Raw genomic sequence first — 24,992 nt, forward strand, 5'->3', positions numbered from 1 at the left:
TTCTCTTTGACGATCTTTTTCGCGGAGGATTGTGCGCAATTTATAGCGCACCATTGTTTTTATTCAAGTTCGCGAGTTGGCACGTGCCTTGCTACTTCCTCTACAGGCATGATCAAAACAGGGGAATGGATATGAACAAATTTACCTCTTCGCGTCGCACCATCCTTCAACTGGGCCTCGCGGCACCTTTTATCCTTAAAGCAGGCCGTAGCCTTGCAGCGACAGCGGTGAAATTCTCATTCTCCGCACCTTTCGACGGCTCGAACGCCCCATTCCTTCTGGCTGAGAAAAATGGCTGGTACAAAGAAGCCGGGCTGGAATGTCAGTTTGATGCCGGCGGCGGGTCTGGTGAAGCTGCTGCTCGCACGGGATCAGGTGTTTACGATGGCGGAACGGTCGACATCAACAACGTCGCCGAATTCAATTCTAAGAATCCGACAGCCGAAATCCGCGCGGTCTTCATGCTCTATTTCAAGAGCCCTCTTTGCGTAGCGACGCTATCAAAATCGGGCATCACCAAACCGTCCGACCTCGCTGGAAAGACGGTTGGTGCGGCTGCGCCAGATGGCGCCTACCGGCTTTTTTCGACCTATGCAAAGGCCACGTCGATCGATCCATCGACCATCAAGTGGAACATGGTGGGCCTCCAGTTGCGTGAGGCGGTGCTTTCTGGTGGCAGCGCGGATGCCATTCTCGGATTTGATTCAACCATGTATTTTGGGCTGGTCAAAGCGGGCATCGCACCCGCCGACATCAAGTTTCTCTACTACGCCGATGCAGGTCTTGACTTATACGGTAACGCAATTGTCCTTTCGAAGAAGTTTCGCACCACCAATCCCGAAGCTGCAAAGGCATTCGTTGCCGCCAGCGCACGTGGTTACCAGGCGGCTGCGGCAGATCCGAAGGCCGCCATCGCCGCGCTCAAGGATCACTCTCCTCTGATCAATGCGGCTTTAGAGGAAGAAAAGCTGCGTTGGCTGGTGAAGAACCAGTTCACGACCGAGGAAACTAAGAAGAATGGTCTCGGTGGCATTGACGCCTCGCGCCTGTCCAAGTCGATGATCGCGGTCGCCGAAGGTTTCGGACTGCCCTCTGTGCCCAGGGCGGAGGACCTGTTCGATGCCTCGTTCCTGCCCTCCGCCGACATCCGGAAGCTGCCGGCATGAGTTTTGACTTGGTGATCCGCGGCGGGACGATCGTGACCGCGTCCGACGTGACGAAAGCCGATCTCGGTATTCGGGGCGGCCGCATAGCGACCATTGCAGATCATATCTCCGGCGGTGATACCGTCATCGATGCCGGAGGGCTGCTGGTCATGCCCGGCGGCATCGATGCCCATTGCCATCTCGACCAGCCTCAGGCGCCAGGACTTGCATCCAAGGGCGCTACGATGGCAGACGGGTTCCGATCAGGAAGCATCAGTGCAGCCTTTGGCGGCACGACAACCATCGTACCCTTTTGCGTACAGCACCGGGGCGAGTCCCTGACGGCAGCTGTCGCGGACTATCACAAGCGCGCCGCGGGTCAGTCGGTTATCGACTATGCGTTTCATCTGATCGTCAGCGATCCCTCACCCGCCGTTCTTGGCCAGGAGATGCCAGCGCTCATTCGCCGCGGCCATACCAGCATCAAGGTCTACATGACCTATGACGCGATGGTCCTCAGCGATCGTCAGATCCTCGACGTCTTCGAGGTTGCGCGCCGGGAAAAAGCCGTGATGCTGATCCACGCGGAAAACCACGAGATCATCGGCTGGCTGGCCGAGCAGCTGGAACAGGATGGCCGCACGAGGCCGCTCGGCCATGCTCAATCCAGGCCGCTACCCGTAGAGCGTGAAGCGACACATCGGGCGATGACACTTGCCGAAATTGCCGGCGTGCCGCTGGTCATCGTGCATGTCTCAGGCGGCGATCCGCTGGACGAGATCCGCCGCGCACGCGCGCGCGGCTACGTCGTGATTGCCGAGACATGCCCACAATATCTGCTCTTGACCGAAGCTGACCTCGACATGCCTGACATGCTGGGTGCCAAGGCGATGTGCAGCCCTCCACCCAGGGACACCCAGGCGCAAGCTGCACTGTGGCGCGGGATCGAGGACGGCACGATCGATATCTTTAATTCCGATCACGCCCCCTACCGTTTCGATTCTGACGGAAAGCTGAAAGCCGGCCCCGCCCCGTCGTTTCGCGCCGTGGCAAACGGCATACCGGGCCTCGAGACCCGACTGCCCATTCTGTTCAGCGAGGGCGTCGTCAAAGGCAGGATCGACCTCCAGCGCTTTGTGGCGCTTACATCGACGAATAACGCCAAGCTCTACGGACTTCACCCTCGCAAGGGCACGATTGCGGTCGGCGCGGATGCCGACGTTGCGCTCTGGGACCCGGAGCGGCGTGTGACCATCACAAACTGCCTGCTGCATCACAACGTCGACTACACTCCGTTCGAGGGTCTTGAGGTGCAGGGCTGGCCCGAAACTGTGATCAGCCGTGGCGAGATCATCGTCCACAAGAACGAACTGAAGGGCGCGCCGGGCCGAGGCCACTTCCTCAATCAGGAGACGTCATCCGCCTGGAAGACGAGGGAGATCAAGTCATGGATCTGAAAATCGCAGGTAAACGCGCGCTGATCCTGGGCGGCAATCGCGGCATGGGGCTTGCCATTGCTAAAGCGCTTGCCGCCGAGAGTGTGTCTGTCACGATTGCCGCACGCGACGAAAAAGCGCTTGCCGACGCGGCAAAGGAGATCGGTGCGGCCGATATGGTCAGGGTTGATCTTTCCGATACCGCATCGCTTACCGCGTTTGCGGCAGAGGTCGGAGACATCGACATCCTCTTCAACAACACCGGTGGTCCGCCGTATGGCAGCGCCATCGGGCACGACCTTAGTGACTGGGAGGAGAGCTTTCGCAGTATGTCCCTCTCGGTCATAAGGCTGACAGATCTTTTCCTTCCAGCGATGCGTGCCAAGGGCTGGGGCCGCGTAGTGACCGTCGTCAGCACCGGGGCGATACAGCCGATCCCTGTGCTTGGCATATCAAACACGCTTCGAGCCGGGCTGATCGCCTGGTCGAAATCTCTCGCAGCAGAGGTGGCGGTAGACGGAGTGACGGTGAATGTCCTGATGCCTGGACGCGTTGCGACGGAGCGCGTCGGCATAACGGACGAAGCAACGGCCGCCAGAGAGAAGATCGATGTCGAAAGTGTCAGGCAGCGATCTTTTTCCCAAATCCCTATGGGCCGGTACGCCGAACCCGAAGAGATAGCCTCGGTCGCCGCCTTCCTGTGCGGCCAGCCCGCATCCTATGTCACCGGGAGCGTCTATCGAGTTGATGGGGGATATGTTCGCCATGTGTGAAACCGACGTCGAAAGTACGGCCGTTGCGGTAAGGCTGGCCGCGCGCGCCGGGTTTTCAGCAACCACCGTCGGGCAGGCGCCAGGCTACGCTCAGGCTCATATTTACATCGTGCCGGAAACCCATGCGGAAGATTTCGCGACCTTTTGCAAACGCAACCCCGAAGCCTGCCCCCTTTTGGCACAAAGCGAGCCAGGGCGTTATCTCATGCCAGCGCTTGGGCGAGGAACAGACATACGGAGCGATCTGCCTGCCCACCATGTCCACGAAAACGGGACGTGGCGCGCGGTAGCGGATATCGTGGAATTATGGCGGCCGGATCTTGTCGTCTTCGCCATCGGATGCTGGCTTGGGGCTGAAGGCGCTCTCGCAGGCGAAGACATTCCTATGCGTCACCGCGAGCTTGGCCTCCAGGGAAGCCCCTACAGAACGAAACTTAGCGCGAACGCAGCCGGCTCCTTCGAGGGTCCGCTCGTCGTTTCAATGCGGCCGTTCAGAAGCAGCGACCTTACGAGGGTCATCGACATAACCACGGGAATGCCACTCAGCCATGGCGCCCCCCTGCATGTTGGCGATGCACAAGAACTCGGCATTGAGAATCTCGCCCAGTCGGACTGGGGCGATCCTGTTCTGCCTGAACCGAATGAGACCGCTGCCTTCTGGACCTGCGGCCTAACGGCGCTCGCCGCACTACAGAATTCGGGATTGCCGTTTTTATCAGCCATGCGCCGGGCGCCATGCTCATCACCGATCTGAAGGAGGTATTCCGCCCATGCCCGCCATCCGCCCTGCCCTCAAGCTCTCACACGAGGGCGCGTTGCTCGTCCTGAATGCGGCGGTCGCCGCGGCGACGGAACTGTCAGTGCCGCAATGCATCGCTATCGTCGACGAAGGCTGCAATCTCATGGCTTTTGTCCGGATGGATGGTTCCCGCGTGCTCTCCATCGAAAGCGCCACCCGCAAGGCGATGACCGCTGCGACAACAGGAGAACCCACCGGCGGTATTGCCGCCGACAAAGCCCTTCTGCTTGCGGAAGCGACATCCGGAAGGATGACCAACCTGTTCGGGGGCCTCCCACTGATTGCCAATGGCCATATTGTGGGCGGCATAGGAGTGGGCTCCGGCACGGGTGAACAGGATCTAAAGATCGCGGAGGTAGCGGTCGCTGCCTTCAACCGTCATATGAACGGAGGCACGTCGGAATGATAGCCACGAACGATCTCGCACCACACTCTACAAAAAGAATTGTACAGCTTGAAAACGTGCAGGTCCGGTTCGGCCAGGGAGACGATGCTTTCCTTGCCCTAGATCGGACCAATCTGGTGGTTCATCCCGGTGACTTTGTGGCAATGGTGGGTCCATCCGGCTGTGGAAAGTCGACGATACTGAAGCTCGTCGCCGGCCTGCTCCGTCCGACTGAAGGCATGGTGTTCGTTGCAGGCCGGGAGGTGGGCGCCGAGCACGTCGGGATCGGCATGGCCTTCCAGAACCCGACCATGCTGCCCTGGCTGACGATACGGCAGAATATCATGCTGCCACTCAAGATCGTGAAACCCTACGCTGATACTTTCCGGCGCGACAAGCACACCGCTTTCCGCGATCGGGCCGACGCGCTTCTCGCTAAGGTGGGCCTTACCGGCTTTGGCGACCGTCGGCCTTGGGAGCTTTCCGGCGGGATGCTTCAACGTGCAAATCTGTGCCGCGCGCTTATTCACGCGCCTCAACTGCTCATGCTGGACGAACCGTTCGGTGCGCTCGACCAGTTTACCCGCGAGGAACTTTGGTCCGTGCTGCAGGATCTCTGGATCGAAACCAAACCCACCGTCTTCCTGGTAACCCATGACCTGCGGGAGGCGGCATTTCTTGCCAGCCGAATTCTCGTCATGAGCGCGCGCCCCGGCCGCGTTACCGAAGATCGGAGGGTGGAATTTGCCCGGCCACGCACGCTCGAAACAACGTTTGAAACCGAATTCACCGACCTGACGAACGATCTGCGTCGCATGATCTTCGCAGCCCGTCAGAGCAAGGAGATAACGGCATGAGTATCTCCAGAAAATCACAGGAAAACTTGAAGGCGGCCGGCTTGATTGTCGCGCTGTTCGTGGTCTGGGAGGTTGCTTGCATTGTCCTGCAGGTCAGTCCGATCGTATTGCCGCGACCGAGCGCAATCTTCTCGACGCTTTTCGTGCAGATGCCAGCCTTGTGGCCACACATCCTACAGACGCTCGCGACAACGATGATCGGATTCCTGCTCGGAACCGTGGCTGGGCTGGCACTTGGTGCCTTTGTCGGAATTTCGCGAACCGCCTACAACACGGCCTATCCCCTGCTGGTCGGGTTCTCGTCAATCCCCAAGGTGGCAGTGGTACCGATCTTTGTCCTATGGTTCGGCTCTGGAACGGTTCCGGCTGTTCTGACTGCGCTGACGACCTGCATTTTCCCAATCGTCGTCAACGTCGCGACCGGCCTTGCCACAACTGAGCCAGAGATGGAGGACGTTCTGAAAGCGCTCGGGGCAACCCGCCTCCAGGTGCTGTGGAATGTCGGGCTGCCGCGGGCCATGCCCTATTTCTTCGCTTCTCTCAAGGTTGCAATCACGCTTGCCTTCGTCGGAACGGTCCTTTCGGAAACGGTTGCCGCAAACCGAGGTATCGGAACCGTGATGATGATGGCAACTTCGAGCTTTGATGTGCCGCTTGCCTTTGCAGGGCTTTTCGCGCTCGCGATACTCGGGATTTCGCTCTACGCCGTCTTCGCCGTCATCGAACGGCGCGTCTGCGGCTGGGCCAATCGAAAACAGGAATTCGCTCTGAACTAAGTTTCAGGCCAGATCACATCTTCGAAACGGGGACGCAACGTCCGCGAAGGAAGATGTGTGTCTTCCACTCGAAACGTATGAGGTTAGGAAATGGCATTGGATCCCGCAAATGGATACCCGTATACACCAGAAAGCTACGCAAAATTTGCCTTCGCCGAGGATATCTATTCACTGTCGACACGCAGAGACCTTCTTTCGCAAGCCGTAGAGAAGGTTCTTAATGGTCGAACGGCCGGAACTGCAGGCTCATCTATAGGATGCCCACATCTGCGTCATTAGGATCAAGCCGCGGAGCGACTTTAGTCTCCCGCTTGGTGCGGGAGACTAAAGCGGAGTGATTCCATGTATTCCAGCGCTTGAAGGGACGCGAACCGTCGGCCCGCCATAAGGTCCGATGCAACTCGGCAGTTAAACAAGGCAAGTGAAGCATCTAGCCTAGCGCTCGGCTCCGCTCTGTCGCCGACGTTGCGGGCGCACCTGACCGAGTGGATGATGGCGTCCAGAGATGCAGCCGCACAGCGCCTGCTGGCTGGTTTGCCGGCGGGGTGGCGGATCGCGAACAAGCCCGGGACGTGGGAAGGAAGCGCGACCAACCATATCGGCGGGCTCTTTCCACCCAATCGTCCTCCCATCGTCGTCGCTGCTTATCTCGGCAGGGCGCGCGGCTCCGTGACTGATCAGGAAGCAGTTTTGGCTGAAGTCGCGCGCATCATTATTATGAGAAGCGCATAATCGAAACAGCCTGCCAACGGAGGCAGAAGGGCTGCTGTCGATCGAGCAGCCAGCATCTTAGCTGTTGCGGGGCAGAGTGTGCGCTTCCGAAAGCAGCCAATCCGCAAACGCCTGTATCGGACCGTCACTCAACTGGATCGGCTCTGGGAGGATCAGGCTGAAGGTCTTGGAGATCGACTGGCCTGCAGGCCAGGGCGCGACCAGACGACCTTCCGCCAATTCCGTCTCGACATAGAGGCGCGGCACCAGTGCAACGCCAAGTCCCGCCAAAGCCGCCTCGATCAGCATGATGTGGAGGTCGTAGTATGGACCGATCGCGGGATTGGTCAGCGTGATTCCGGTCTCCTGCGCATAACGCTGCCAGGCATCCGGGTTCTGGCGACGATGCAGACGTGGCAGATGGTCGAGCGATGCCGCGCCTGCGGCTTTGTCGAGAAGAGCCGGATGGCAGACAGGCACCAGCGTTTCGTGCAGCAACCGGTGTGTCCTCATTCCGGTCCATGCGGGATGCTCGAAATGGATGGCGGCGTCGAAACCGCTTCCGGCGAGCACAAATGGTTCCATTCGTTCGGCAATATGCACAATGATGTTCGGGTGGCGCTCCTGAAATCGCCCAAGGCGGGGAATGAGCCATCGCGTGGCGAAAGTCGGGATCGTGGCGATATCGATGCTGGCGCCATCGCTGGGCTGCCCCATCAGATACTGGCTGTCACGCTCCAGCCGGTCGAGAGACTCGCGAACCTGGACGGCATACCGCTCCCCGCTTGGCAGAAGCCTGACACGGTTGCCGACGCGCTCGAACAGCGTCACGCCGAGGAAAGCCTCCAGCCGACCGATCTGGCGGCTGATTGCTCCTTCGGTCAGTGCCAGCTCGTCCGCTGCGCGCGCGAAGCTGCCATGACGCGCCGATGCCTCGAACGCCATGAGAGCGGAATTGCTGGGAATTTTACGGCGCATCGGCGGCCTCCACGGGTTCGATCGACTCCAGCTTGACATTAGATCATTAAAGGGTGACCCAATATCGATATCCATTGGATCATTCGCCTCCTATCATGACAAAATATCAATGACTAATAAAGCCGGAGGCGATAAGATGATCTATACAGTTGAATGCAGCTTTGCTGACCCGCACAGCGAGGCGGAGTGGAACGCGTTTTACAGCCTGGATAAGCTGCCCGCCCTGATTTCTGTGAGCGGCTTTCACACCTCACAGCGTTTCAAGGCGTTGAGAGGCGGCTGTCCCATCTACCTCGCTCTCCATTCGATCGACGGCCTCGATATTCTGACCGGCGAGGAATATCGCCAGAAGGGCGGCGGTAACTTCGCCCGCTGGCAGCAACACATCACCGATTGGCATCGGAACCTGTATGAGGGCGTCGAGCGCGCCCCGGCCGTCGGCGAAACCGAATATCTGATGCTGAGCACAACAGGCCCTCATCCGCTGCGCCAATTGGGCGTAACGCCCTATGCAATGCATGCGGTCGCCATGGAGAAGTTCCCGGAACATCGCTGGCTCGCGAAAGCAGGTCGCGACGTGATCGGAGATATCGGACATCTGCCGGACGATGTTCACCTCTATGCGCCGATGACGCCGCAATTGACGAACGGCGATGACGTCGCCTCCGCCAGCGCGCGGTGAACGTCGATGCCCAATGTCACCCTCTACATCTCGCAAGACAGGATGCCGCCGGAGGAGACGCTCGTGGCGCTCACGGAGCGATGCATAGCGCTCTGCACCGGCATCCTTCGGGCGGCCTTGGAGAATGTGCATGTCATTTTTGTCACCGTTCGGCATGGCCGGGGGCATCCGGCCTTTGTCGAGATCCAGTATCGCCTCGAACCGTTCCGGACAATGGCCGTGATGGACCGGTTCATGATGGAATTGGACGACGTCATTCAGTGCAGCACCGATCTGACCGCGCGCATTCGCTGCTTCGGCTACGAAGCGTCGAGCATCCACGCACGCAACTGAACTCACGCCAGAGAAAAACCATGACGATGACCGATTTTCCCAGCCAGACGGTTGGCGACCTGACCCTCACAGCCATCAGTGACGGCTATCTCCACGCCAGTTTCGGCCTACTCTCGAATATCGATGCTGACGATGCCTCTCAAATGCAGGAGAATGCGGGGATACCAGATCACACCGCTATCCACATCAACTGCTATCTGGTGCGCGGAGGTGGTCGCACGGTCCTGATCGATGCCGGCGCGGGCGGTTTCAAACAATGGGGCGGCCGGCTGAAGGACAACCTCGCCCAGGTGGGCATCCAGCCTGCCGCTGTTGACGCCATCCTGTTGACGCACGCCCATCCCGACCATGTCGGCGGCCTGATCGAGTCCTCCGGCGAAGCCGCATTCTCGAATGCCGAGCTCATCGTGTCTCAACAGGAAGTCGCGTTCTGGCAGGATGACGGTAATCTGAGCCGCGCGCCCGAGCGTGCCCATGGCAACTTCATCTTCGCCCGTCAGGCGTTTGCTGCCTATCGTGGCAGGTTGCGCATGTTCGAGACCGGCGACGTGCTTCCCGGCATGACGGCGGTTCCGCTCCCTGGTCATACGGCAGGACATACCGGCTACCGCCTTGAGTCCGGTGGCCAGAACCTGTTGGTCTGGGGCGACATAGTCCATTTCCCTCAGATCCAGATCTCACGGCCGGATGTGTCGATCGCGTTCGATCAGGATACGCATCTCGCCGCAGCGACGCGATCGAGATTGCTGGATATGGTCAGTTCGGAACGGCTTCTGATCGCCGGGATGCATCTTGGTGAGCTCGGTTTCGCGCGCATCGAGCGAACGGGGGGAAATTACCACGTCGCCTATGAGGAACGAGCACGGCATTCTCCACATGCGTGACAGAAGGTGTTCACGCTCGTTGGGTATTTGGGAACGTGAGACCAACTTCCTGCCAAGTCCTCCAGATCGCCCAGAAACCAGCACGACGATCCCTGATTTGTTTCATACACGAAGTCCTTCAGCGCTCTGCTTCGGCATTCGCCGTTATGACGACCTGCGCCAATCGAGCGGTGTCACCAACGCCCCCCTGTCGGACCGGCTGAAACTGCGGGAGCAAAACGGGCTCGTCGAGCGACGGCAGTATCAGACACGGCCCGATCGGTTCGAATATCCGCCGACCGGAAGAGGTCGCGATTTCGGCCTCCTCATGCAGGCAATGGTGCAGATCGGCGACCAGTGGAACCTGTCCAACCTCGACGGACAGCCTCTCGACTTCATCGACAGGCGAACGGGCCAAGGCGTCAAATTGATTACCGTCAATCGGGAAACGAGCGAGCCAGTCGAGAGGGATCATTTCGGCGTGCGGCCAGGTCGCGGCGCCGACGCGTTAATGACCTGGCGGCTCTCACGGGGATGCGAAAGCGCAAAGTCCTATGCAGTCCGTTCCGGCCAAAGTTAGGGCGCGGACTATCCCGCAGTCCGGCATGACCATTCCTCCGCCAGAAGCCCGTAAATCAGAGAATCCCGAACGCCGATATGCGTCTGCCATTCGGCCCGCAGGCGCCCCTCCAGCGTGAAGCCGAGCCTCGTCAACAGCGCGATCGACGGCTGGTTGTCCGGATCGGTATCGGCGAAAATGCGCCGTTGTCCCTCGGCGAATAATTGGTCGATCAGCATGGCGACAGCTTCACGTGCATACCCATGCCCCTGTGCTTCGCGCGCAAGCAGATAGCCGATCTCGGAAACACCTTCGCGTTTCTGGCCTGCCGCCACGAAGCCAACGGCAAGCTCTTCACCTGACCGTACAATCGCCCATGAGCGCCAGTTCGATTGATCGTCGTTGGCGAAATACTCCCGCAGATCCTCGACATACTCAAAAGGTGCGCGAGACCACCACCGCATCATCTCTGGATCGGCCATTGTTAAAAATAAGGCGTCAGCGTCGGACGGACGGCGTGGGCGCAGTGTCAGGCGATGCGGCTTTGACGTGTCGTCGATCAAAGTCAGTTCTGCTTTTGGGAATGCCATGCTTACTTCCTTTCCGAATGTGTATGCGGTGCAAGACGACGAGACTCGATCAGGCTTTTGCAGCTCACGCTCGAACAACGTCGCCAGCGTCCGGCGGCGAGGTCATCGGAGCAAACGGGCTGCTGTAAGACACCAATTGCCCCCCGTCGAGCAGTATGGCGTGCAAAGGCCGCCAGTTGCTCATGGTCATGACGATGTCGACCGCGATGACGACTTCTGTTCAGCGAAAGTGAGCGCATATGTGATCAGCGAAAGCGCGCACCCTGGGCACCATGTCTGCTCGATTTGGGAACGTTTGATTGAGCCGCGTCGGACGGAGGCCGGCGTGCGGGAGATCGGCTCTTCGTTGCCAAAGGCGTCACCCATGGCTTTTCCGCGATGGGAGGCGTGGCGCGCGTGATGTTGATATCGACACCCGCACGCCATGACCGCTTTTTCCGGGCCATGGATGCTCTGCCGGTTCCGCATGACATCAACGACGTCCAGTCCGTCTGCGAAACATTTGGCCAGGCCATTGTTGGCCCGGTTGTGACCTCGTAAAGTTGACTGGCGCAAGGCCATGGTCAGGTTCCTTCAGCTGACGATTGGCCTGCTATCACGTTGCAGATCGCGTTGATGGTCCGTTCTTCAACGTCTCGTGGCAAATCATGACCCATGCCCTCGATCGGCAGGTAGACTGCGTTCGGTATGGAGCGTGCCGTATCCTGACCGCAGGCGGGCGGGACCAATGGATCATCTGTGCCGTGGATGACAAGTGCCGGGACCGTGATGTTTGCAAGGCGTGCGCGCCGGTCTCCAGCGACCGCCATGGCAGCCATCTGCCGCGCAGTGCCTCCTGGATCGTAGCAACGCGTTACTTCATCAAGGAGAATGGCGCGATGAGCCTCTTCATCGAAGGAATAACCCGTCCCGGCGATTCTGCGCGCGAACGCGAGGCGCACCGCGAGAAAGCCTTCCGGATCGATCACAGGATCAGGCGCAGGGCGCATCATCATCGCCATGACATCGGGTGCCGCCTGCGGCAGGACCGGATTGCCGGTGCTTGACATGATCGACGTCAGCGAAAGGACCCGATCCGCATGATTGCTCGCGAGAACCTGCGCGATCATTCCCCCCATTGAGCGCCCGACGACATGCGCCTTGGCAATCCCGAGCGCATCAAGCAGGCCGATCGCATCCGCTGCCATGTCGTCAAGCGTATACGGCACATCAGGTCTGCGCCCGGCCATCAGGGCAGTTGCGAGCGCGCCGAAATCCGGCGCGGGCGAAGCGCTGAAATGCGTCGAGCGGCCCGCATCGCGGTTGTCGAAACGGATCACGCGATAGCCTCGTGCGGCCAGCCCTGTACAGAAAGGCTCGGACCAGCGGATCATCTGCGTTCCAAGCCCCGAAATCAGCAGGATCGGTTCCGCATCGGCATGGCCGAAACTGTCCCACGCGAGCTCGATGCCATTGGCCTTTGCAATATTCATGGCCTCGCTCCTGCGGCGGGTAGCGCCATTTCGGACAATGGCAGAAGTCGAGAATCCGTCACCGCCGCTGTGCGGTGACCAAGTCCAGCGAGATAGCCCTTATGGCTGGCGAAGGAGAGGAAGGACGCAGCACTGGCCTGCCTGATCATCATCGCCAGATCCCAATGTTCATCGGCCGGTCCGATCAGGAAGGGACCGCCATGGCCGAGAAAGAGGATATCGCCGCCGGTTTCTCGTAAGAAGGGCAGCGTGTGCTCAACATAGAGATTGAAGGCCTCAGCACCGCTGATCGGCCTGGAAGGTGCCAGCTCAGGGTGGTCCGAATAATCGGCGACACCCCTGAAGCGCAGCAGGTTGAGCATCACGACGGGACCGGCAAGGTTGCGCTGTACGAACCTGCGGCCAGCCTCCTGTGTCGGTTCGAGGTAGGAAATGGGGTCGGCTCTGGTCATCGGTGTTCCGTTGAATGGCGGGTTAAGCACTTTGGTTCTCGCCCGCGCCGAAGGCGAGACGCAGCGCATAGGTGCGGATGTCTTCAGGCCACGTAGCGACCTGTTGTTCCAATGATGTCCGATCGTCGGCGAAGAGGGCCCGGGTCGCGTCTTCGTATCCGGGCAGATCTCCCGCGATCGCCTGCATGAATTGATACGCAGCCTCTTGCGCCGCCTGCCTCTGCTGGCGGGGGCTCGCTGTTTTACGCGCTTCGTCGACGAGACGCCTCAGCGTCGCCGACGCCCCGCCGGGCTGGTTCGTCAGCCAGTCCCACTGCCGGGGCAGCAAGGTGACCTCGCGCGCGACGACTCCCAACTTCGGTCGACCTCGGGTTTTCTGGCTCTGGGCTTCGTCCAATCCCTGGGGGGTCGATATCGCATCGATATTGGGGCGATAGCGCCCCGCATAGGTCGCGGGGGGCTGGGAAATCCGTTCAAGAATATCGGCGTTGCTGCCACGCAGGTCGAGATCGACGATGCGACCCGTTGCGTCGTCGAAAACGAGAACCATGTCCGCCTCGCCGGTCGATTGCCGTACGGCCAGGGCCACGTCAGGAAGGGGACCTGAGAGCAGCAATCGATGCCCGACAAATGCCGTGCAGGTCTTGAGAGTAGGATCGGACATGGGATGCTCACTTATGGATCGCCCGATTAATACCCGGGTAAAATGCCTTAGTCAATTCGATCCGGGTAAAATATTATGCCTTTTTTCTCGATTCGCTTGACACCGTTCTCGCCGAAAATCTGGACCTCGGTGCATCCTGATCTTCGGAACATGCCGCGATCTGATCCATGATGGATTTCGTTTCACTGATGATCACCAAGAACCAGCCTTGAGCATATGAAATGCCATGTTCCCGGCGGTGACACGGCTCTGCTACGCGCCTTGATATCAAGCGGAAAAACGACAATCCGAATGCCGGCATCGCCTTCACCCGCAAGGCCCTGCAGTCGCTGGTATCCGGGCATTGAAGTGGAGGTCTGTGTGGAGGGTGCGATGATCGATATAGTGGCAGGCCGCTTTGATGCGGGCATCAGGCTTGGCGAGCGGCTGGAGAAGGATATGATCGCGCTGGCCATCGGTCCAAAGCTTCGGATTGCGGTTGTGGCCTCGCCTGACTATCTGGCCGCCCATGCGCCGCCATCAGAACCCTCTGAGCTCAGCAAGCATCGCTGCGTGTCCTATGGCGACGCCGACGGCAATCTCTCTCCATGGTCATTCGAGCGCAGGGGCCGCGCTGTGACAGTTATCCCTGGGCGCGGCCCCGTCTTCAACGACGCGGACCTGCTGATCGCCGCAGCCACCGAAGGTTTCGGGATCCTGTACATCCTGGAAGACCTCGTTGCAGCCCAATTGGCCGATGGCAGTCTCATCCGCCTTCTGGAACCCTGGTGCAAGCCGTTCGCGGGCTATCACCTCTATTATCCCAACCGAAACGGGACTGCGGCCTTTGAGCTGTTCAAACAAGCGCTCCGGGAACGAAGAACGCTTCGATGACCATCCCCCAACGCGCTCGACGGCGAATTCACGTTCGTGCGCTCGGTTGGCGTCGTGCCCAGGACCGAAATTACAGATCCTCTAGACAATCTCGACCTTTGGCAAAAGGCCCGCACGACCGATTCCGCCTTCATTGAAAGCACGAGCCGATAACGCATAAACGCCGTCTATGACCCGGATCGCACCGCCATCAAGTTCAACACGGTGTCGGTCGCCAATTGAGCTTTAGCGAGATCATGGGCATCCGGTGGTCGGTTGTCGCCCAGCAACATGCGAAGCACATCCGCGCCAAGTAGACAGTCCACGTAGATGCGCGAGAGGGCGTCAACATCTCCTGAATCCTCGGGAAATCCAATCCTGATGACTTGCGACGCCAACGTTTCGAAGTGTTCCAAGAATGCCTTGTAAGCGAGCGGTAGCAGATTCGGAAAGCTTACGGCTTCCGCGATAACCAGGCGCATGAGCGCAATGCTGTCCGCGTGCAGGATCTTCATGCGCATCTGAACCGCGTTGCTCATCAGCAGCTCGCGAACCGGCAAGTACACGAGTCCTTCGTAATATTCTCGCTCGTCTTCATCGCGCGCGCGGCAGGCATCGCTGATCGCCACCGCAAAGAGATCCTCCTTGCCTTCAGCGAACCTGTAGAGCGTCATGAGAGAAATGCCAGCCGCGTCGGCGACCGCTTCCATCGTGGTACCGGCATAACCAGTTCGAACGAAACAGAGTTTTGCGGCATCGATGATCTGCCTCCGTCGCTTCGCCATAGCTTTGGCCTTCGGATGGTTTTCCGGCCATTCCCGCATGCTGTTGACTCCACATGATAGTCCAGACCATCAGATATAAGTTGCCCGATCACCTGGCGACTTTAGCATATCGTCGTGGAGCCAACATGAGCGTAGCGGGTCTGAAATCCTCCGACCCCGGCACCACTGCCCGACCAGCCGGGGTACCTACGGACGCGGCGAATCTGTCACGGCTTGCCTGAAAGTCACTCCTCGCCAAGTTCCCGCTCGTTCGAGGCATCATATTTGCGGATGTCGCCGCGCATGCGTCCCCGCCAGCGATTGACGAAAGCCAGCGTGTCTTCGGCTTCAAGATGAGCCGTCAGCGCTGCTTGGTCCGCCCATCGTTCCACGATAAGCAGCCGTCCGTTTTCACGATCATCCAAGGCGGCGTCATAGGAGATGTTGCCCTCACGCTGGCGCGTGGCCAACGCGAGCGTTTTCAGGTCGGCCCTGAATGCCGCCAGATCGGCGGGGTCGACATGCATGTATCCGGTGACAATGATCATTCGAGGCTTCCTATGATTTGGGTCTCCCTGACTGGCTTGTGCTCAGGGAAACCGGAATTCATCTGGCGATGAGGTCACTTGGCAATGAGGACGATCTTGCCCTGAATACCGCCCTTTGATGCCCGCTCATGCGCGGCAGACGCCTCTGGAAGCGGAAACTGGCTATCAATGACGACCCGGACCGTCCCCTCGTCCAGCAGACGTCCGGCCTCTGCCAACTGCGCACCGTTGGAGCGCACCTGTGTCGTGGAAACGGTGATCCCGCGTCTTGCCGCCTCCTTACGGCCGGAAAAGCCGAGCGGATTGACGAGATAGAGCGCGCCGTTGTCCTTGACCACGCTGAGAAACCGTTCCATGCGGGAGCCGCCCACAGCATCGATGACCAGATCGATGTCGTGCGCAACCGTTTCTGCGGGCTGTCTGGTATAGTCGATGAAGGCATCGGCACCGAGATCGCGCAGCACGCTTTCATGTTTGCCCGATGCGACGGCAATGACGTGGGCGCCCTTCCATTTGGCCACCTGAACCGCCAGGTGACCAACGCCGCCGCCGGCGCCATTGACCAGCACGGTTTTTCCTTCAAGCGCGATCGGCGCATGGTCAAAGTCCTGGAATGGATTGGGTGCGTCATGGCCAAGCTCAACAAGAAACTGCCATGCCGTGAGCAGCGACATCGGAGCACCGGCGGCCTGAATGTGGTCGATGCCGGCAGGCTTCTTCGCGAGGTCGACCGCCGGGACTTTGACATAGTCGGCATAGGCATTGCTGCCAGTCATCAAATCATGCGGAAAACGCACCATTGAAAAGACTTCGTCGCCCATGCTGAACCCTGAAACGTGTTCGCCGACCGCAGCCACGACACCCGAGATATCGGTCCCGAGTATCAACGGGAAGTCCGGGCTAGGTCGCCATTCGGGTGGAAGCGCGCGGTAGCCGTCGCGCAGGTAAAGATCCGGGGGATTGATGCTCGCTGCATGTACCCGAACAAGCACTTCATCCGCACCGGGCACCGGTCGCGGGACATCTTCGTACCGTAGGACCTCAGGGCCACCAAATTCGTGTAGGCGTACGGCTTTCATCATTTCGGTCATGGCTTTTGCTTTCCATCGCTGGTTTCGTCGACCGGATCTAGCGACTGCCATCGTGATTGATAATGGCTCTCGAATTCGCAATAATAGTGCCATGAAGGAACAAATCGGAATTGAGAGGCTGACAGGGCTTATCGCCTTTGCCCGCGCGGGTTCACTGGGTAGCTACACTGCTGCCGCGCGCTCGCTGTCCATTTCGCCTTCGGCCATCAGCAAGAGCATCCAGCGTCTGGAACGTCAGCTTGGTGTTTCCCTCTTCTCCCGAACGACGCGCTCGCTCACGCTCACCAACGAAGGTCGAGACTTACACGAAAGAGCGTTAAAACTGCTTCGCGATGCTGATGAGATCGAACAGGCTGCGAAAGCCGCCGTATCGGAGCCCACTGGAACGGTACGCATCGCGGCCTCATTCCCAATCGGACTGCATGTGATTGCTCCTTTGCTGCCGCGCTTTCGCACGCTCCACCCAAAGGTCTCGATCGACCTGAAACTGAGCGATCACAGGGTGGATCTGATCGAGGAAGGGATCGACATTGCCGTGCGCATTGGTGATCTTCCGGACTCGCGCCTCTTGTCCCGGAAACTCGCGCCGCACCGGCTATCTTGCTACACCTCGCCAGTTTATCTGGCCGCGGCAGGCGTTCCCGCCCGTCCCGATGACCTGCAGGCGCACGAGACTGTGAATCTGCGCTACCAGAGCACCGGCCAATTGTTCCGATGGCCGTTCAGGGTGGGAGACCGAGAGATCGAGATTGTGCCGCCATCTGCGATCATCGTCGATGCAAGCGAGGCCGTGATCTCGACCGTTGCGGCGGGTGCGGGTATCGGAATGGCCACCAGCTTCATGGCAGCGCCATGGGTCAGGCGTGGAGAATTGGTTCCAGTTCTTACCGATTTCTCGGTCGAACGGCATAACATAACAGCCGTCTGGCCGGAAAGCCGCCGGACAAACCCGGCAGTGCGGGCCTTCCTCACAATCTTGACGGAGGCATCTTGAATTCCAGGGTCTCCACCATGGGCAGGCATGCTGCCCATGGTGGATATCGGCATCACCAGGCAACGACACCCTGCGGTTCGACAAAGCGTCCCGACACGGCATCGTCCCCGAGCAAGGCATATTGAACGGGCAGACGCGCACCCTCGGCGGCGGTCATGAAGCCATTGCCTCCCTTCAGGTCCGTTCTCACATAGCCGGGAGCGACCGAGTTGACGACGATCGACGTGTCCTTCAACTCTGCCGCCAGTTGCACTGTCAACATGTTGAGAGCGGCCTTGGAGGCATTGTAGCCGATCAGGCGCGCATCGTAATAGGGCGACGTGGGATCCCCGTTCACGCTCAGGGATGCAAGTGTCGTCGACAGATTCACGATGCGACCGGCCTTCGACTGTAACAGCAGCGGAAGCATGGCCTGCGTGACGCATAGCGTCCCGATGAAGTTCGTCTCCATGAGCCGTTTGACCGCCGCCGCTGTTGCCTTGGTGGGCGGTCCATCCTCTGCATCAACGATGCCGGCATTGTTGATGAGAATGTCAAGGCGCCCATATTTGGCAGACATGGCCTGAGCAGCGGCGTCGATGGTCTCCTGCCTGTGGAGGTCGATTTGCATCGCCTCCACAGCCAATCCCGCTTCGGCAAGCGCGTTGGCTGCGGTCTGTCCAAGCTGGGCATCGCGGGCTCCCATGATGACGGGCACACCAGCCTCGGCGAGTTGGCGGGCGATCTCGCGTCCGATGCCCTTGTGGGCGCCGGTGACGAGAGCAATTTTGGTCTTTTCGTTCATGTCGGGGCTGCGCAGTAATGGGAGCAGACATTCTGGCATCTGGCGATCGGGTCTGAGTTTGAGTTATTTTGGATATTTCACCACGCTGCAATATATCATCTTTTACCCCTGCAATATCCGCATTGGGTTGTTATATGAGGTGAACCTCGATCGTTTTCGTGGGTATCCGCTTTGTCCTGGATCGTCGATTCGATGGAATGAACCGACGATCCAAGCTCTTGGTCCAAGACATTTTTCTGCACAATGTGGCACGCGTCATTATGCACGTTGGCATAAGCAATCACAGCTATCGTCTCAATGCGAGTTATGATCGCAATGTGCATGCGCGCAAGCGTGCCTTGGCAGTTGGTTCAGAGCGTGAACGTGACGCATCACCTCAGGCGCCTGCAAAGGACCGCCATGCCCCATGTAGAACCGCTTGGCCCCGCTTTTCACGAGGCGTTCGAGTTCCTCCGCGACGCGGTGCGGATCGTCTTCGAAGGGCGGACGGATCGCGCGACCGGTGAAGGCGATGCCGCCGATCAGGATGCCAGAAGCGATCAGATCGCCGACCAGAGCGTCTTCGGAGGATAGCTCGACCGCGATCGAGCCGTCCGTATGACCGGCTGTGTGACGGACGATACCGTCGACGCCAAAGTCCTTCAGGCTCATGACATCGGCGTTCGACATCAAAATGTCCGGTTCGAACGCTTCGAACGGTTGATGCGGCACCGGCGTTTTGAAGAAGAGCCGACCGGCCAGACCGGTAGTGCAGTAGGTCATGGGCTTTTTGCGGGTGTAGTAATCCATGTCCCCCTGGTGGGCCATGATGGGGGCGCCCGACAGGCTGCGCAAGCGTGCGGCACTTCCGGCGTGATCCGTGTGGGCGTGTGTCACGATGATCAGCTTGATATCGCTGTAGAACATGCCGTTCCGAGCCAGCACCTTGCCGATTTTATGCTCTGAACCCGGGATGCCGGCGTCGACGACAATACAGCCGTCACCGGTCTTGATGATGTGGGCATTGACCATCCGGAAGGGCAGGATGGGTACGCGAAGGATTTGTGCGATGGACATATGCGTTCTTTCTTTTCAAGTCTTAAAGCCGCCTGGCGTCAGGCTGGCATGGCCGCGGTCAAGTTGATGTCTGGCCCAGAGCCTTGGTTGCCGTCGTCGTCGCCGTTTTATTGGATGGCGGGTTCGCCGTGGGTTTAGGAGGATGTGTCACTGAATCGACCGAGGCGACGTTCAGCTGCGGCCTTGAGGGACATGCCGCACCATGTGCAGCGGCGCGGCTCAGAGGCTTCGTCACGCGCCGTCGAACCAGGAGAACTGCCTATCACCAATGGCGCTATCGCCCTGAGGATGTCGGCGATGTCTGTCGGTGCCTCCAGTGGCGACAGGTGCCCGACGCCGGGAAGCACCAGAAGCTGGGCCTGCGGGATGTGCGTAAGCAGGTCGCTGCGCAGAACCGCCGGGGGATCGACACGGTCGTCTTCGCCTGAAACAACAATGACGGGGACATCGATATGGGCGACCGCAGCGGTGATATCCTCCTGGCTGGCGACCAGTGGCCAGGCGGCTTTGGCCGCGTTGCCGCCCACGAGACTGTCGGCAATCACAAGCTCCAGATCATCGGGCGCAAGACCATGTGGCGCCAGCACCTGACGAACCGTGGCGACGATGCTGTCGCGTGTCGCATAGGCCTGAACCATGCCTGTGCGCACCTCTTCCGGTATAGCCAACGGCGTTGGCGCGGCTGGCGCAATCAAGGCCAGGCCGACAAGCCCTTCAGGGCGGCGTGAGGCGATCAGCTGGGCAACCTTGCCACCCATGGAATGGCCGACGAGGATGTACTGCTCCAATTGCAAGGCCGCGATGACGCTTTGCGCATCGTCGGCCAGATCGGCCAAAGTATACCCGGTCTCCGGCTTGTCTGACTGCCCCCAACCTCGCTGATCGATCGTGACCGTCCGAAACTCCGGCGCAAGGGCTTCGACGACGTGGCGCCATGTACGCGAAGAGCCACCCCAGTAATGCAGGAAAACCAGGGCTGGCGCGCCGGCGCCTCTCTGTTCAACGTGCAGTTCAATCTCGTTTGAACGAACCTTCATGATGTCGCTCCTTTCCATCGTAGCATGACAATCGACAGGCGCTGGAACTTCGGTCGCGGCATGGGGCAATGCCCCGGATTTCGCGAAGTGGGTTCGTCATTCCAAAAGCCTGACGACACATTAAGCTTTCATTTGAATGGCAGAAATGACATATATCCCTCAAATAATGACATGAGGGATATGGGCATGGCACCGGCGGCAAGGACAGTTTGGTTCGTGGTTTTCCCGGGATTCGAATTGCTCGACCTCGGCGGTCCCTTATGTGCATTCAATCTAGCGATCGATTTCCATCAGGCCGCCTATGATGTGAAAATCGTCTCGGCCCATGGGGGATTGGTCGCTGGCAGTAGCGGCGTCAGCATCAGCACGGTTCCCGCCGCTGCCCCGAACCACATCGACACCCTTATCGTGGTCGGCGCACCGACTATCGACACCCTCTATGGACAGGATGAAACGATAGATATCATCCGGAACATTGCCGCTCGAGCCCGGCGCATAGCCAGCATTTGCACAGGCGCTTTTCTGTTGGCGCAGGCAGGATTGCTGGATGGTCGACGCGCGACGACCCATTGGCGCTACGTCGCCGAACTCCAGCAGCGATATCCCTCCATCAAGGTCGATGGCGACCCGATCTTTGTTCGTGAGGACGATATATGGACATCGGCGGGCATTACGGCCGGGATAGATCTGGCCCTGGCCATGATTGAAGAAGATTGCGGGATTGAGACGTCCAAGTCGATTGCACGGGACCTTGTCGTTTACCATCGCCGCAGCGGCGGACAGTCACAGTTCTCGACCCTGCTCGAACTCGAACCCAAGCCGGGCAGGATCAGGGATGCCTTGGCCTATGCGCGTGCGAACTTGCGTGAACGACTGTCTGTCGAAAGGCTTGCCGAGGTTGTCAGCATAAGCCCGCGGCAGTTTGCGCGTCAGTTTACGGCGGAAACCGGGGAGACGCCAGCGCGCGCCGTGGAACGTCTTCGCTGTGAGGCCGCCATGCCCCTCATAGAAGGCACGAAGACGCCCATCGACCAGATCGCCATGCAGGTTGGATTTGGCGATCCAGAACGCCTGCGTCGCGTCTGTGTGCGCATCTACGGACAATCGCCCCAGGCGCTTCGGCGTCGTGCGCATGAATGATTTCGGAGGCTGACCGGCATCATTGGCAAAGGCGCGGCACTCATGGCTGCCCTTTGCAGACCTCGGTAGAGGTCATGAGCGCATTCGAACCAGCGGCACTGCCCCCAACAGCATCTGTCCGCGTAAAAATTTTTCCAGCCCGACATTCGCTTTGCTTTGGCGGAACGCGGCCTTACGGCTTGGAACCTCTCACGCCGTACGATATCAACCGAGCTGATGGCAGGGGTGCTTGCCAACGGTGAGTCAGCGGGACATCCTTACCAGGTGATCAGCGGCGCTTTGTGCAGCCACGTCTCGGTGGCGAGTTGCTGCACGACGAACTCAGCGACATCGGCTCGCGCGATGGTGCCGCCATGGACGCCGGACAGGTCGGTGAGTGCCTTGACGCCACCTTGCGCTGGCTTGTCGTTGAGCACCGTCGGGCGGACGATGGTCCAGTTGAGTGTGCTGGCACGGATTGCATCTTCCTGGCGATCCTTGTCCTGATAGACCTTGCGCAGCAACAGGGGCAGGAGCAGGCGGTCGAAGAAAAAGCCTCCATGGCCGCGACTGTCACCGGCACCCAGGCCGGTGATGCAGACCAGATGGTGGATGTTCTGCTGCTCCATCACGCCGACCAGCGTGCGCGTTGCTGTCGAGAGCAGGGTCACCTCCTTGAACGGGCTCATGGCGGTACCCAGCGAGCTGATGACGGCATCGCAGCCGGCGATGGCGCGGGCAAGGGCTACGGGATCGCGGGCATCGCCTTCGACAAGTTCGGCGCCGACAAGGTCCTTGGCTTTTGCCTTGGAGCGAACGAGGGCAACGACCTCGTATCCCTTTGCGATGGCCTTGCTGACGATCAGCCTGCCGGTGGCGCCGGTCGCGCCCAATACCAGAATTTTCATGTCAAATCTCCGTAGTTGTATTGGCATGCCCGAGGGTATGGCCGAGTGAAATCACCGCTGATGTTCGCCGGCCCACCGGGCCGCGGCTTCCGCCGTATCTTCGGGACGGGTGTTGAAGGCGATCGCTGCTTTTGGAGCGCCCTGATGGATCGCGTTGATGACTTTCTCGAAGAACACCAAACCCTTGGGCGGAATGCGCAGGCCGCCGCCGACCACAACGGCATCATAATCAACGCGGGCGAGCTGTGCGGTGAGGACGGCGATGCCGCTATCGTCGGGAGCGATCATGCAGATGTCGTTGTCCCAGCCGCGTTCGGTCATGGTTGACTCTGCGAGGTCGATGCCGGCCTGAATTTGTTTGGCATCGAAACCCGGCGGCAGGGCGGGATCGGAAAAATCGACGGTTTCGGGCTTCTGTCCTACAAACAAGACGCGGGTCATGATCAAGCTCCTTTGATCGGGTTGGAAGGGATAGTGTCGATGGCAGCTTTATCGAGCCGCTGGCGAAGGAATTCGCTAATGGCATTGATGGATTGTTCGGCCGCAAGGAACTGTCCGAGGGAGGACTGGAAGACATGTGCCATGCCCTCCCAGACCGACAGCGTGACCTCCACGTTCGAAGCCTGCGCCAAGTCGGCGTAACGGATCGAATCCGAGAGCAGAACTTCGTTGTCGCCGACATCGATGCGGACCGGTGGCAGGCCGTTGAGTGGGGCATAAAGCGGTGATGCCTTGGGGTTCGTGGCATCCTGGCCTTGAAGGTACATGTCGGCGAAGGCCGCAAGTACCTCGCGCGTGAAGATCGGGTCCGCCTCCGCCCTCGTCTGATAGCTTTCGCCGGTGAGCGCCAGGTCGGTCCAGGGCGACATCACCGCCGCGCCAACAGGCTGCACCAACCCCTTCGTCCTGTCGGCGGCGAGGATTGAAACCAGCGCCAGCGTCAGACCCCCACCCGCCGAATCGCCCGCAACAACGATCTTCTCAGTGCCGTCGGCAACGAGGCCGTGATAGGCGGCGACCACATCGTCGATCGCAGCCGGGAACGGGTGCTCGGGCGCCAACCTATAATCCGGGGCAAATGTATCGACGCCGGCGCGGGCGGCGATCTGCCCGGCAAAATGGGAAAGCCCCTGCGCCGAGCCGAGTACATAGCCGCCGCCGTGAATATAGAGCATTCGGGCGCCCGACCGGGCGTTTGCCGGCCGAAGCCAGAAGCCCGCGATGCCACCGATTGTTCCGGCCTCGACCCGCACGTCGGCTGCGGCAGGGGTTGCGGCCAACATGGCATCGAACATCGGGCGCGCCTCAGGCCCGAATATCTCGCCTTTGTGGGTCGAAGTGACCTGTCGCAATGCGGCCACGGCGGGCGCGTCTTCCGACGAGAGGGGGTGGATCGTTGTCATCGTAGGTCTCCTTGTTGGCGAATTCGTGTGTGGAAAACTAAGCTCAGCTCTTGGCCCATTGGGCAGCGGCATCCTTGGCAAAAGCGGCATAGGAGCGCGGGGCGTGACCGAGCAGTGTGGTCAGCCGGGCGAGGTCTTCGTCGCTAGCCACGGCACCTTCGGTCTGGTAGCGGCCAAACATCAGGCGGAGATCCAGCGCATGCCAGGCGGGCAGCATGGTTTTCGTGCGCTGCTCCATGGCAACCAGATCGTCACCACCGTAACGGACGGTACTACCCAGCGCGGCACTCCAGATGGCGGCGATGCCTTCGCCGGTCAGGCTGTCAGGACCGACCAGAGAATAGATCTCGCGGCCGAGCGGTGACGGTGCGCGTTCACGACGAATGAGTTCGATTGCGGCGGCTTCGCCGATATCGCGGATATCGACCATCGACACGCCCTTGCCGCCGATCGGCGAGGCATAGACGCCAGCCTTCAGAAGCCCGTCCTTCTGGCGAAGATCGTTCTGGATGAAATAGGAGGGACGCAGGATCGTGGCGGGGAGATCAAGCGCCTCGATCATGCGCTCGACCGTGTACTTGCCGGCGAAATGAGGCACGTCGGCATAGGCATCGCCGCCGAAAACCGAGAGATAGACGATGCCCTTGATGCCGGCCTCGCGCGCCACTGTCAGCGTGAGCATCGCCTGGGTCAGTTCATCGGCGACATTCGGGGCAAGCACAAACAGTGTGCTGATGCCTTCGAGTGCTGCGCGCACCGAGTCCGGATTGGCGAGGTCGCCGCGGACCGCCGTGACGCCTGCGGGAAGCTGCGCCGTCTCCGGTGAGCGCGTCAGGGCGCGGACGTCGGCATTGCGGGCTTGAAGATGGGCCAGGACCTGCGCCCCGATGGTTCCTGTGCTGCCTGTCACGAGGATGCTCATGTTGAAATCTCCGTTCGTTGATGTGCGTTGATCTTGTGA

32 protein-coding genes are annotated in these 24,992 nt (G+C 59.8%); 16 read left to right on the plus strand and 16 right to left on the minus strand.

The window, feature by feature from the left end:
- The first annotated feature begins 131 nt into the window (after window positions 1–131).
- From NAC44_RS09315 to NAC44_RS09350, 8 genes are all read left to right on the plus strand, one after another.
- Window positions 132–1,166, plus strand: coding sequence for an ABC transporter substrate-binding protein (locus tag NAC44_RS09315; RefSeq protein WP_250940134.1), 1,035 nt, complete (start codon window positions 132–134; stop codon window positions 1,164–1,166).
- Window positions 1,163–2,602, plus strand: a complete 1,440-nt coding sequence (gene hydA / locus NAC44_RS09320; RefSeq protein WP_250940135.1) for a dihydropyrimidinase — start codon at window positions 1,163–1,165, stop codon at window positions 2,600–2,602. The genes NAC44_RS09315 and hydA overlap by 4 nt, the downstream gene beginning before the upstream one ends.
- On the plus strand, window positions 2,593–3,354 hold the full coding sequence (locus tag NAC44_RS09325) for an SDR family oxidoreductase (protein WP_250940136.1): 762 nt from the start codon (window positions 2,593–2,595) through the stop codon (window positions 3,352–3,354). The genes hydA and NAC44_RS09325 overlap by 10 nt, the downstream gene beginning before the upstream one ends.
- The gene (locus tag NAC44_RS09330) at window positions 3,347–4,108 is read left to right on the plus strand and encodes a D-glutamate cyclase family protein (protein ID WP_250940137.1); all 762 of its coding nucleotides are present in this window, start codon (window positions 3,347–3,349) and stop codon (window positions 4,106–4,108) included. The genes NAC44_RS09325 and NAC44_RS09330 overlap by 8 nt, the downstream gene beginning before the upstream one ends.
- Window positions 4,109–4,124: 16 nt before the next feature.
- Window positions 4,125–4,559 (plus strand): GlcG/HbpS family heme-binding protein, encoded by a 435-nt coding sequence (locus NAC44_RS09335; RefSeq protein WP_250940138.1) that lies wholly within the window; start codon window positions 4,125–4,127, stop codon window positions 4,557–4,559.
- A complete protein-coding gene (locus NAC44_RS09340; RefSeq protein WP_250940139.1) occupies window positions 4,556–5,395 on the plus strand; it encodes an ABC transporter ATP-binding protein in 840 nt (279 codons plus the stop codon). Before NAC44_RS09335 ends, NAC44_RS09340 begins: the two co-directional genes overlap by 4 nt.
- Window positions 5,392–6,171: an ABC transporter permease gene (locus NAC44_RS09345; RefSeq protein ID WP_250940140.1), complete on the plus strand. Its 780-nt coding sequence runs from the start codon at window positions 5,392–5,394 to the stop codon at window positions 6,169–6,171. Before NAC44_RS09340 ends, NAC44_RS09345 begins: the two co-directional genes overlap by 4 nt.
- 384 nt (window positions 6,172–6,555) lie before the next feature.
- Window positions 6,556–6,903 carry a serine hydrolase gene (locus NAC44_RS09350; RefSeq protein ID WP_338022079.1) on the plus strand — a complete coding sequence of 116 codons (348 nt, stop codon included), beginning with the start codon at window positions 6,556–6,558 and terminating at the stop codon, window positions 6,901–6,903.
- A 57-nt stretch (window positions 6,904–6,960) separates the two neighbouring features.
- Here the strand turns inward: NAC44_RS09350 and NAC44_RS09355 are convergent, their stop codons facing one another.
- The gene (locus NAC44_RS09355; RefSeq protein WP_250940142.1) at window positions 6,961–7,860 is read right to left on the minus strand and encodes a LysR substrate-binding domain-containing protein; all 900 of its coding nucleotides are present in this window, start codon (window positions 7,858–7,860) and stop codon (window positions 6,961–6,963) included.
- 136 nt (window positions 7,861–7,996) lie between these two features.
- On the opposite strand from NAC44_RS09355, the gene NAC44_RS09360 reads away from it, so the two are divergent.
- The 3 genes from NAC44_RS09360 to NAC44_RS09370 are packed head-to-tail and all read left to right on the plus strand — an operon-like array spanning window position 7,997 to window position 9,759.
- Window positions 7,997–8,542 (plus strand): sugar ABC transporter, encoded by a 546-nt coding sequence (locus tag NAC44_RS09360; protein ID WP_250940143.1) that lies wholly within the window; start codon window positions 7,997–7,999, stop codon window positions 8,540–8,542.
- Between the two features lie 6 nt (window positions 8,543–8,548).
- On the plus strand, window positions 8,549–8,875 hold the full coding sequence (locus NAC44_RS09365; protein WP_250940144.1) for a hypothetical protein: 327 nt from the start codon (window positions 8,549–8,551) through the stop codon (window positions 8,873–8,875).
- A gap of 20 nt (window positions 8,876–8,895) precedes the next feature.
- The gene (locus NAC44_RS09370) at window positions 8,896–9,759 is read left to right on the plus strand and encodes an MBL fold metallo-hydrolase (RefSeq protein ID WP_250940145.1); all 864 of its coding nucleotides are present in this window, start codon (window positions 8,896–8,898) and stop codon (window positions 9,757–9,759) included.
- Here the strand turns inward: NAC44_RS09370 and NAC44_RS21425 are convergent.
- Entirely contained in the window at window positions 9,723–9,869 is a 147-nt protein-coding gene (locus NAC44_RS21425) for a hypothetical protein (protein WP_420839910.1), read from the minus strand. The genes NAC44_RS09370 and NAC44_RS21425 overlap by 37 nt on opposite strands.
- Between NAC44_RS21425 and NAC44_RS09375 the strand changes: the two genes are divergently transcribed.
- The gene (locus NAC44_RS09375; RefSeq protein ID WP_250940146.1) at window positions 9,857–10,318 is read left to right on the plus strand and encodes a winged helix-turn-helix transcriptional regulator; all 462 of its coding nucleotides are present in this window, start codon (window positions 9,857–9,859) and stop codon (window positions 10,316–10,318) included. The genes NAC44_RS21425 and NAC44_RS09375 overlap by 13 nt on opposite strands.
- An 8-nt stretch (window positions 10,319–10,326) precedes the next feature.
- Here NAC44_RS09375 and NAC44_RS09380 read toward each other — a convergent pair whose 3' ends face one another.
- Window positions 10,327–10,887 carry a GNAT family N-acetyltransferase gene (locus tag NAC44_RS09380; RefSeq protein ID WP_250940147.1) on the minus strand — a complete coding sequence of 187 codons (561 nt, stop codon included), beginning with the start codon at window positions 10,885–10,887 and terminating at the stop codon, window positions 10,327–10,329.
- A 396-nt stretch (window positions 10,888–11,283) separates the two neighbouring features.
- Between NAC44_RS09380 and NAC44_RS09385 the strand changes: the two genes are divergently transcribed.
- Window positions 11,284–11,427 (plus strand): hypothetical protein, encoded by a 144-nt coding sequence (locus tag NAC44_RS09385; protein ID WP_250940148.1) that lies wholly within the window; start codon window positions 11,284–11,286, stop codon window positions 11,425–11,427.
- 23 nt (window positions 11,428–11,450) lie between these two features.
- Here the strand turns inward: NAC44_RS09385 and NAC44_RS09390 are convergent, their stop codons facing one another.
- From NAC44_RS09390 to NAC44_RS09400, 3 genes are read right to left on the minus strand one after another with little or no spacing between them, the layout of a single operon-like run.
- Window positions 11,451–12,359, minus strand: coding sequence for an alpha/beta fold hydrolase (locus NAC44_RS09390; protein ID WP_250940149.1), 909 nt, complete (start codon window positions 12,357–12,359; stop codon window positions 11,451–11,453).
- Window positions 12,356–12,811 (minus strand): DUF1330 domain-containing protein, encoded by a 456-nt coding sequence (locus NAC44_RS09395; protein WP_250940150.1) that lies wholly within the window; start codon window positions 12,809–12,811, stop codon window positions 12,356–12,358. Before NAC44_RS09395 ends, NAC44_RS09390 begins: the two co-directional genes overlap by 4 nt.
- A gap of 22 nt (window positions 12,812–12,833) precedes the next feature.
- Entirely contained in the window at window positions 12,834–13,475 is a 642-nt protein-coding gene (locus NAC44_RS09400) for a DUF2239 family protein (protein ID WP_250940151.1), read from the minus strand.
- Window positions 13,476–13,766: 291 nt separating this feature from the next.
- On the opposite strand from NAC44_RS09400, the gene NAC44_RS09405 reads away from it, so the two are divergent.
- Entirely contained in the window at window positions 13,767–14,348 is a 582-nt protein-coding gene (locus NAC44_RS09405) for a LysR substrate-binding domain-containing protein (RefSeq protein ID WP_274706843.1), read from the plus strand.
- 167 nt (window positions 14,349–14,515) lie between these two features.
- Here the strand turns inward: NAC44_RS09405 and NAC44_RS09410 are convergent, their stop codons facing one another.
- The 3 genes from NAC44_RS09410 to NAC44_RS09420 all read right to left on the minus strand — a co-directional run bounded on the left by NAC44_RS09410 (window position 14,516) and on the right by NAC44_RS09420 (window position 16,730).
- A complete protein-coding gene (locus NAC44_RS09410) occupies window positions 14,516–15,151 on the minus strand; it encodes a TetR/AcrR family transcriptional regulator (protein WP_250940153.1) in 636 nt (211 codons plus the stop codon).
- Window positions 15,152–15,336: 185 nt separating this feature from the next.
- Window positions 15,337–15,639 (minus strand): putative quinol monooxygenase, encoded by a 303-nt coding sequence (locus NAC44_RS09415; protein WP_250940154.1) that lies wholly within the window; start codon window positions 15,637–15,639, stop codon window positions 15,337–15,339.
- A gap of 74 nt (window positions 15,640–15,713) precedes the next feature.
- The gene (locus tag NAC44_RS09420) at window positions 15,714–16,730 is read right to left on the minus strand and encodes an NADP-dependent oxidoreductase (protein ID WP_250940155.1); all 1,017 of its coding nucleotides are present in this window, start codon (window positions 16,728–16,730) and stop codon (window positions 15,714–15,716) included.
- 91 nt (window positions 16,731–16,821) lie between these two features.
- Between NAC44_RS09420 and NAC44_RS09425 the strand changes: the two genes are divergently transcribed.
- Entirely contained in the window at window positions 16,822–17,724 is a 903-nt protein-coding gene (locus NAC44_RS09425) for a LysR family transcriptional regulator (protein ID WP_250940532.1), read from the plus strand.
- Window positions 17,725–17,776: 52 nt separating this feature from the next.
- On the opposite strand, the gene NAC44_RS09430 is transcribed toward NAC44_RS09425, so the two are convergent.
- The 3 genes from NAC44_RS09430 to NAC44_RS09440 form a co-directional block, all read right to left on the minus strand.
- Window positions 17,777–18,508 (minus strand): SDR family oxidoreductase, encoded by a 732-nt coding sequence (locus NAC44_RS09430; protein WP_250940156.1) that lies wholly within the window; start codon window positions 18,506–18,508, stop codon window positions 17,777–17,779.
- A gap of 294 nt (window positions 18,509–18,802) precedes the next feature.
- On the minus strand, window positions 18,803–19,564 hold the full coding sequence (locus NAC44_RS09435; RefSeq protein WP_250940157.1) for an MBL fold metallo-hydrolase: 762 nt from the start codon (window positions 19,562–19,564) through the stop codon (window positions 18,803–18,805).
- Between the two features lie 134 nt (window positions 19,565–19,698).
- Window positions 19,699–20,601: an alpha/beta fold hydrolase gene (locus NAC44_RS09440; RefSeq protein WP_250940158.1), complete on the minus strand. Its 903-nt coding sequence runs from the start codon at window positions 20,599–20,601 to the stop codon at window positions 19,699–19,701.
- Window positions 20,602–20,787: 186 nt separating this feature from the next.
- Here NAC44_RS09440 and NAC44_RS09445 point away from each other — a divergent pair, with 186 nt between their 5' ends.
- Entirely contained in the window at window positions 20,788–21,741 is a 954-nt protein-coding gene (locus NAC44_RS09445) for a GlxA family transcriptional regulator (protein ID WP_250940535.1), read from the plus strand.
- Window positions 21,742–21,998: 257 nt separating this feature from the next.
- On the opposite strand, the gene NAC44_RS09450 is transcribed toward NAC44_RS09445, so the two are convergent.
- Genes NAC44_RS09450 through NAC44_RS09465 form a run of 4 tightly spaced genes read right to left on the minus strand, consistent with a single transcriptional unit; the run spans window position 21,999 to window position 24,953 of the window.
- Window positions 21,999–22,628 carry an NAD(P)-dependent oxidoreductase gene (locus NAC44_RS09450; RefSeq protein ID WP_250940159.1) on the minus strand — a complete coding sequence of 210 codons (630 nt, stop codon included), beginning with the start codon at window positions 22,626–22,628 and terminating at the stop codon, window positions 21,999–22,001.
- Between the two features lie 51 nt (window positions 22,629–22,679).
- On the minus strand, window positions 22,680–23,069 hold the full coding sequence (locus tag NAC44_RS09455) for a hypothetical protein (RefSeq protein WP_250940160.1): 390 nt from the start codon (window positions 23,067–23,069) through the stop codon (window positions 22,680–22,682).
- Window positions 23,070–23,071: 2 nt separating this feature from the next.
- Window positions 23,072–24,031, minus strand: a complete 960-nt coding sequence (locus NAC44_RS09460) for an alpha/beta hydrolase (protein WP_250940161.1) — start codon at window positions 24,029–24,031, stop codon at window positions 23,072–23,074.
- 43 nt (window positions 24,032–24,074) lie between these two features.
- On the minus strand, window positions 24,075–24,953 hold the full coding sequence (locus NAC44_RS09465; protein WP_250940162.1) for an NmrA/HSCARG family protein: 879 nt from the start codon (window positions 24,951–24,953) through the stop codon (window positions 24,075–24,077).
- Between the last annotated feature and the right edge of the window lie 39 nt (window positions 24,954–24,992).

The sequence above is a fragment of the Allorhizobium sonneratiae genome (assembly GCF_023700755.1).
Classification (GTDB): Bacteria; Pseudomonadota; Alphaproteobacteria; order Rhizobiales; family Rhizobiaceae; genus Allorhizobium; species Allorhizobium sonneratiae.

Excerpts from the sequence above, each read along its gene's own strand:
- NAC44_RS09425 (WP_250940532.1), top strand. The coding sequence starts at position 16,822 with ATGAAGGAACAAATCGGAATTGAGAGGCTGACAGGGCTTATCGCCTTT.
- NAC44_RS09335 (WP_250940138.1), top strand. The coding sequence starts at position 4,125 with ATGCCCGCCATCCGCCCTGCCCTCAAGCTCTCACACGAGGGCGCGTTG.
- NAC44_RS09435 (WP_250940157.1), bottom strand. The coding sequence starts at position 19,564 with ATGTCCATCGCACAAATCCTTCGCGTACCCATCCTGCCCTTCCGGATG.
- NAC44_RS09460 (WP_250940161.1), bottom strand. The coding sequence starts at position 24,031 with ATGACAACGATCCACCCCCTCTCGTCGGAAGACGCGCCCGCCGTGGCC.
- NAC44_RS09400 (WP_250940151.1), bottom strand. The coding sequence starts at position 13,475 with ATGTCCGATCCTACTCTCAAGACCTGCACGGCATTTGTCGGGCATCGA.
- NAC44_RS09430 (WP_250940156.1), bottom strand. The coding sequence starts at position 18,508 with ATGAACGAAAAGACCAAAATTGCTCTCGTCACCGGCGCCCACAAGGGC.
- NAC44_RS09380 (WP_250940147.1), bottom strand. The coding sequence starts at position 10,887 with ATGGCATTCCCAAAAGCAGAACTGACTTTGATCGACGACACGTCAAAG.
- NAC44_RS09315 (WP_250940134.1), top strand. The coding sequence starts at position 132 with ATGAACAAATTTACCTCTTCGCGTCGCACCATCCTTCAACTGGGCCTC.
- NAC44_RS09465 (WP_250940162.1), bottom strand. The coding sequence starts at position 24,953 with ATGAGCATCCTCGTGACAGGCAGCACAGGAACCATCGGGGCGCAGGTC.
- NAC44_RS09360 (WP_250940143.1), top strand. The coding sequence starts at position 7,997 with ATGATCTATACAGTTGAATGCAGCTTTGCTGACCCGCACAGCGAGGCG.
- NAC44_RS09370 (WP_250940145.1), top strand. The coding sequence starts at position 8,896 with ATGACGATGACCGATTTTCCCAGCCAGACGGTTGGCGACCTGACCCTC.
- NAC44_RS09390 (WP_250940149.1), bottom strand. The coding sequence starts at position 12,359 with ATGAATATTGCAAAGGCCAATGGCATCGAGCTCGCGTGGGACAGTTTC.
- NAC44_RS09450 (WP_250940159.1), bottom strand. The coding sequence starts at position 22,628 with ATGAAAATTCTGGTATTGGGCGCGACCGGCGCCACCGGCAGGCTGATC.
- NAC44_RS09330 (WP_250940137.1), top strand. The coding sequence starts at position 3,347 with ATGTGTGAAACCGACGTCGAAAGTACGGCCGTTGCGGTAAGGCTGGCC.
- NAC44_RS09440 (WP_250940158.1), bottom strand. The coding sequence starts at position 20,601 with ATGAAGGTTCGTTCAAACGAGATTGAACTGCACGTTGAACAGAGAGGC.
- NAC44_RS09340 (WP_250940139.1), top strand. The coding sequence starts at position 4,556 with ATGATAGCCACGAACGATCTCGCACCACACTCTACAAAAAGAATTGTA.
- NAC44_RS09410 (WP_250940153.1), bottom strand. The coding sequence starts at position 15,151 with ATGCGGGAATGGCCGGAAAACCATCCGAAGGCCAAAGCTATGGCGAAG.
- NAC44_RS09405 (WP_274706843.1), top strand. The coding sequence starts at position 13,767 with ATGCCGGCATCGCCTTCACCCGCAAGGCCCTGCAGTCGCTGGTATCCG.
- NAC44_RS09355 (WP_250940142.1), bottom strand. The coding sequence starts at position 7,860 with ATGCGCCGTAAAATTCCCAGCAATTCCGCTCTCATGGCGTTCGAGGCA.
- NAC44_RS09455 (WP_250940160.1), bottom strand. The coding sequence starts at position 23,069 with ATGACCCGCGTCTTGTTTGTAGGACAGAAGCCCGAAACCGTCGATTTT.
- NAC44_RS09420 (WP_250940155.1), bottom strand. The coding sequence starts at position 16,730 with ATGACCGAAATGATGAAAGCCGTACGCCTACACGAATTTGGTGGCCCT.
- NAC44_RS09445 (WP_250940535.1), top strand. The coding sequence starts at position 20,788 with ATGGCACCGGCGGCAAGGACAGTTTGGTTCGTGGTTTTCCCGGGATTC.
- NAC44_RS09415 (WP_250940154.1), bottom strand. The coding sequence starts at position 15,639 with ATGATCATTGTCACCGGATACATGCATGTCGACCCCGCCGATCTGGCG.
- NAC44_RS09365 (WP_250940144.1), top strand. The coding sequence starts at position 8,549 with ATGCCCAATGTCACCCTCTACATCTCGCAAGACAGGATGCCGCCGGAG.
- NAC44_RS09395 (WP_250940150.1), bottom strand. The coding sequence starts at position 12,811 with ATGACCAGAGCCGACCCCATTTCCTACCTCGAACCGACACAGGAGGCT.
- hydA (WP_250940135.1), top strand. The coding sequence starts at position 1,163 with ATGAGTTTTGACTTGGTGATCCGCGGCGGGACGATCGTGACCGCGTCC.
- NAC44_RS09345 (WP_250940140.1), top strand. The coding sequence starts at position 5,392 with ATGAGTATCTCCAGAAAATCACAGGAAAACTTGAAGGCGGCCGGCTTG.
- NAC44_RS09325 (WP_250940136.1), top strand. The coding sequence starts at position 2,593 with ATGGATCTGAAAATCGCAGGTAAACGCGCGCTGATCCTGGGCGGCAAT.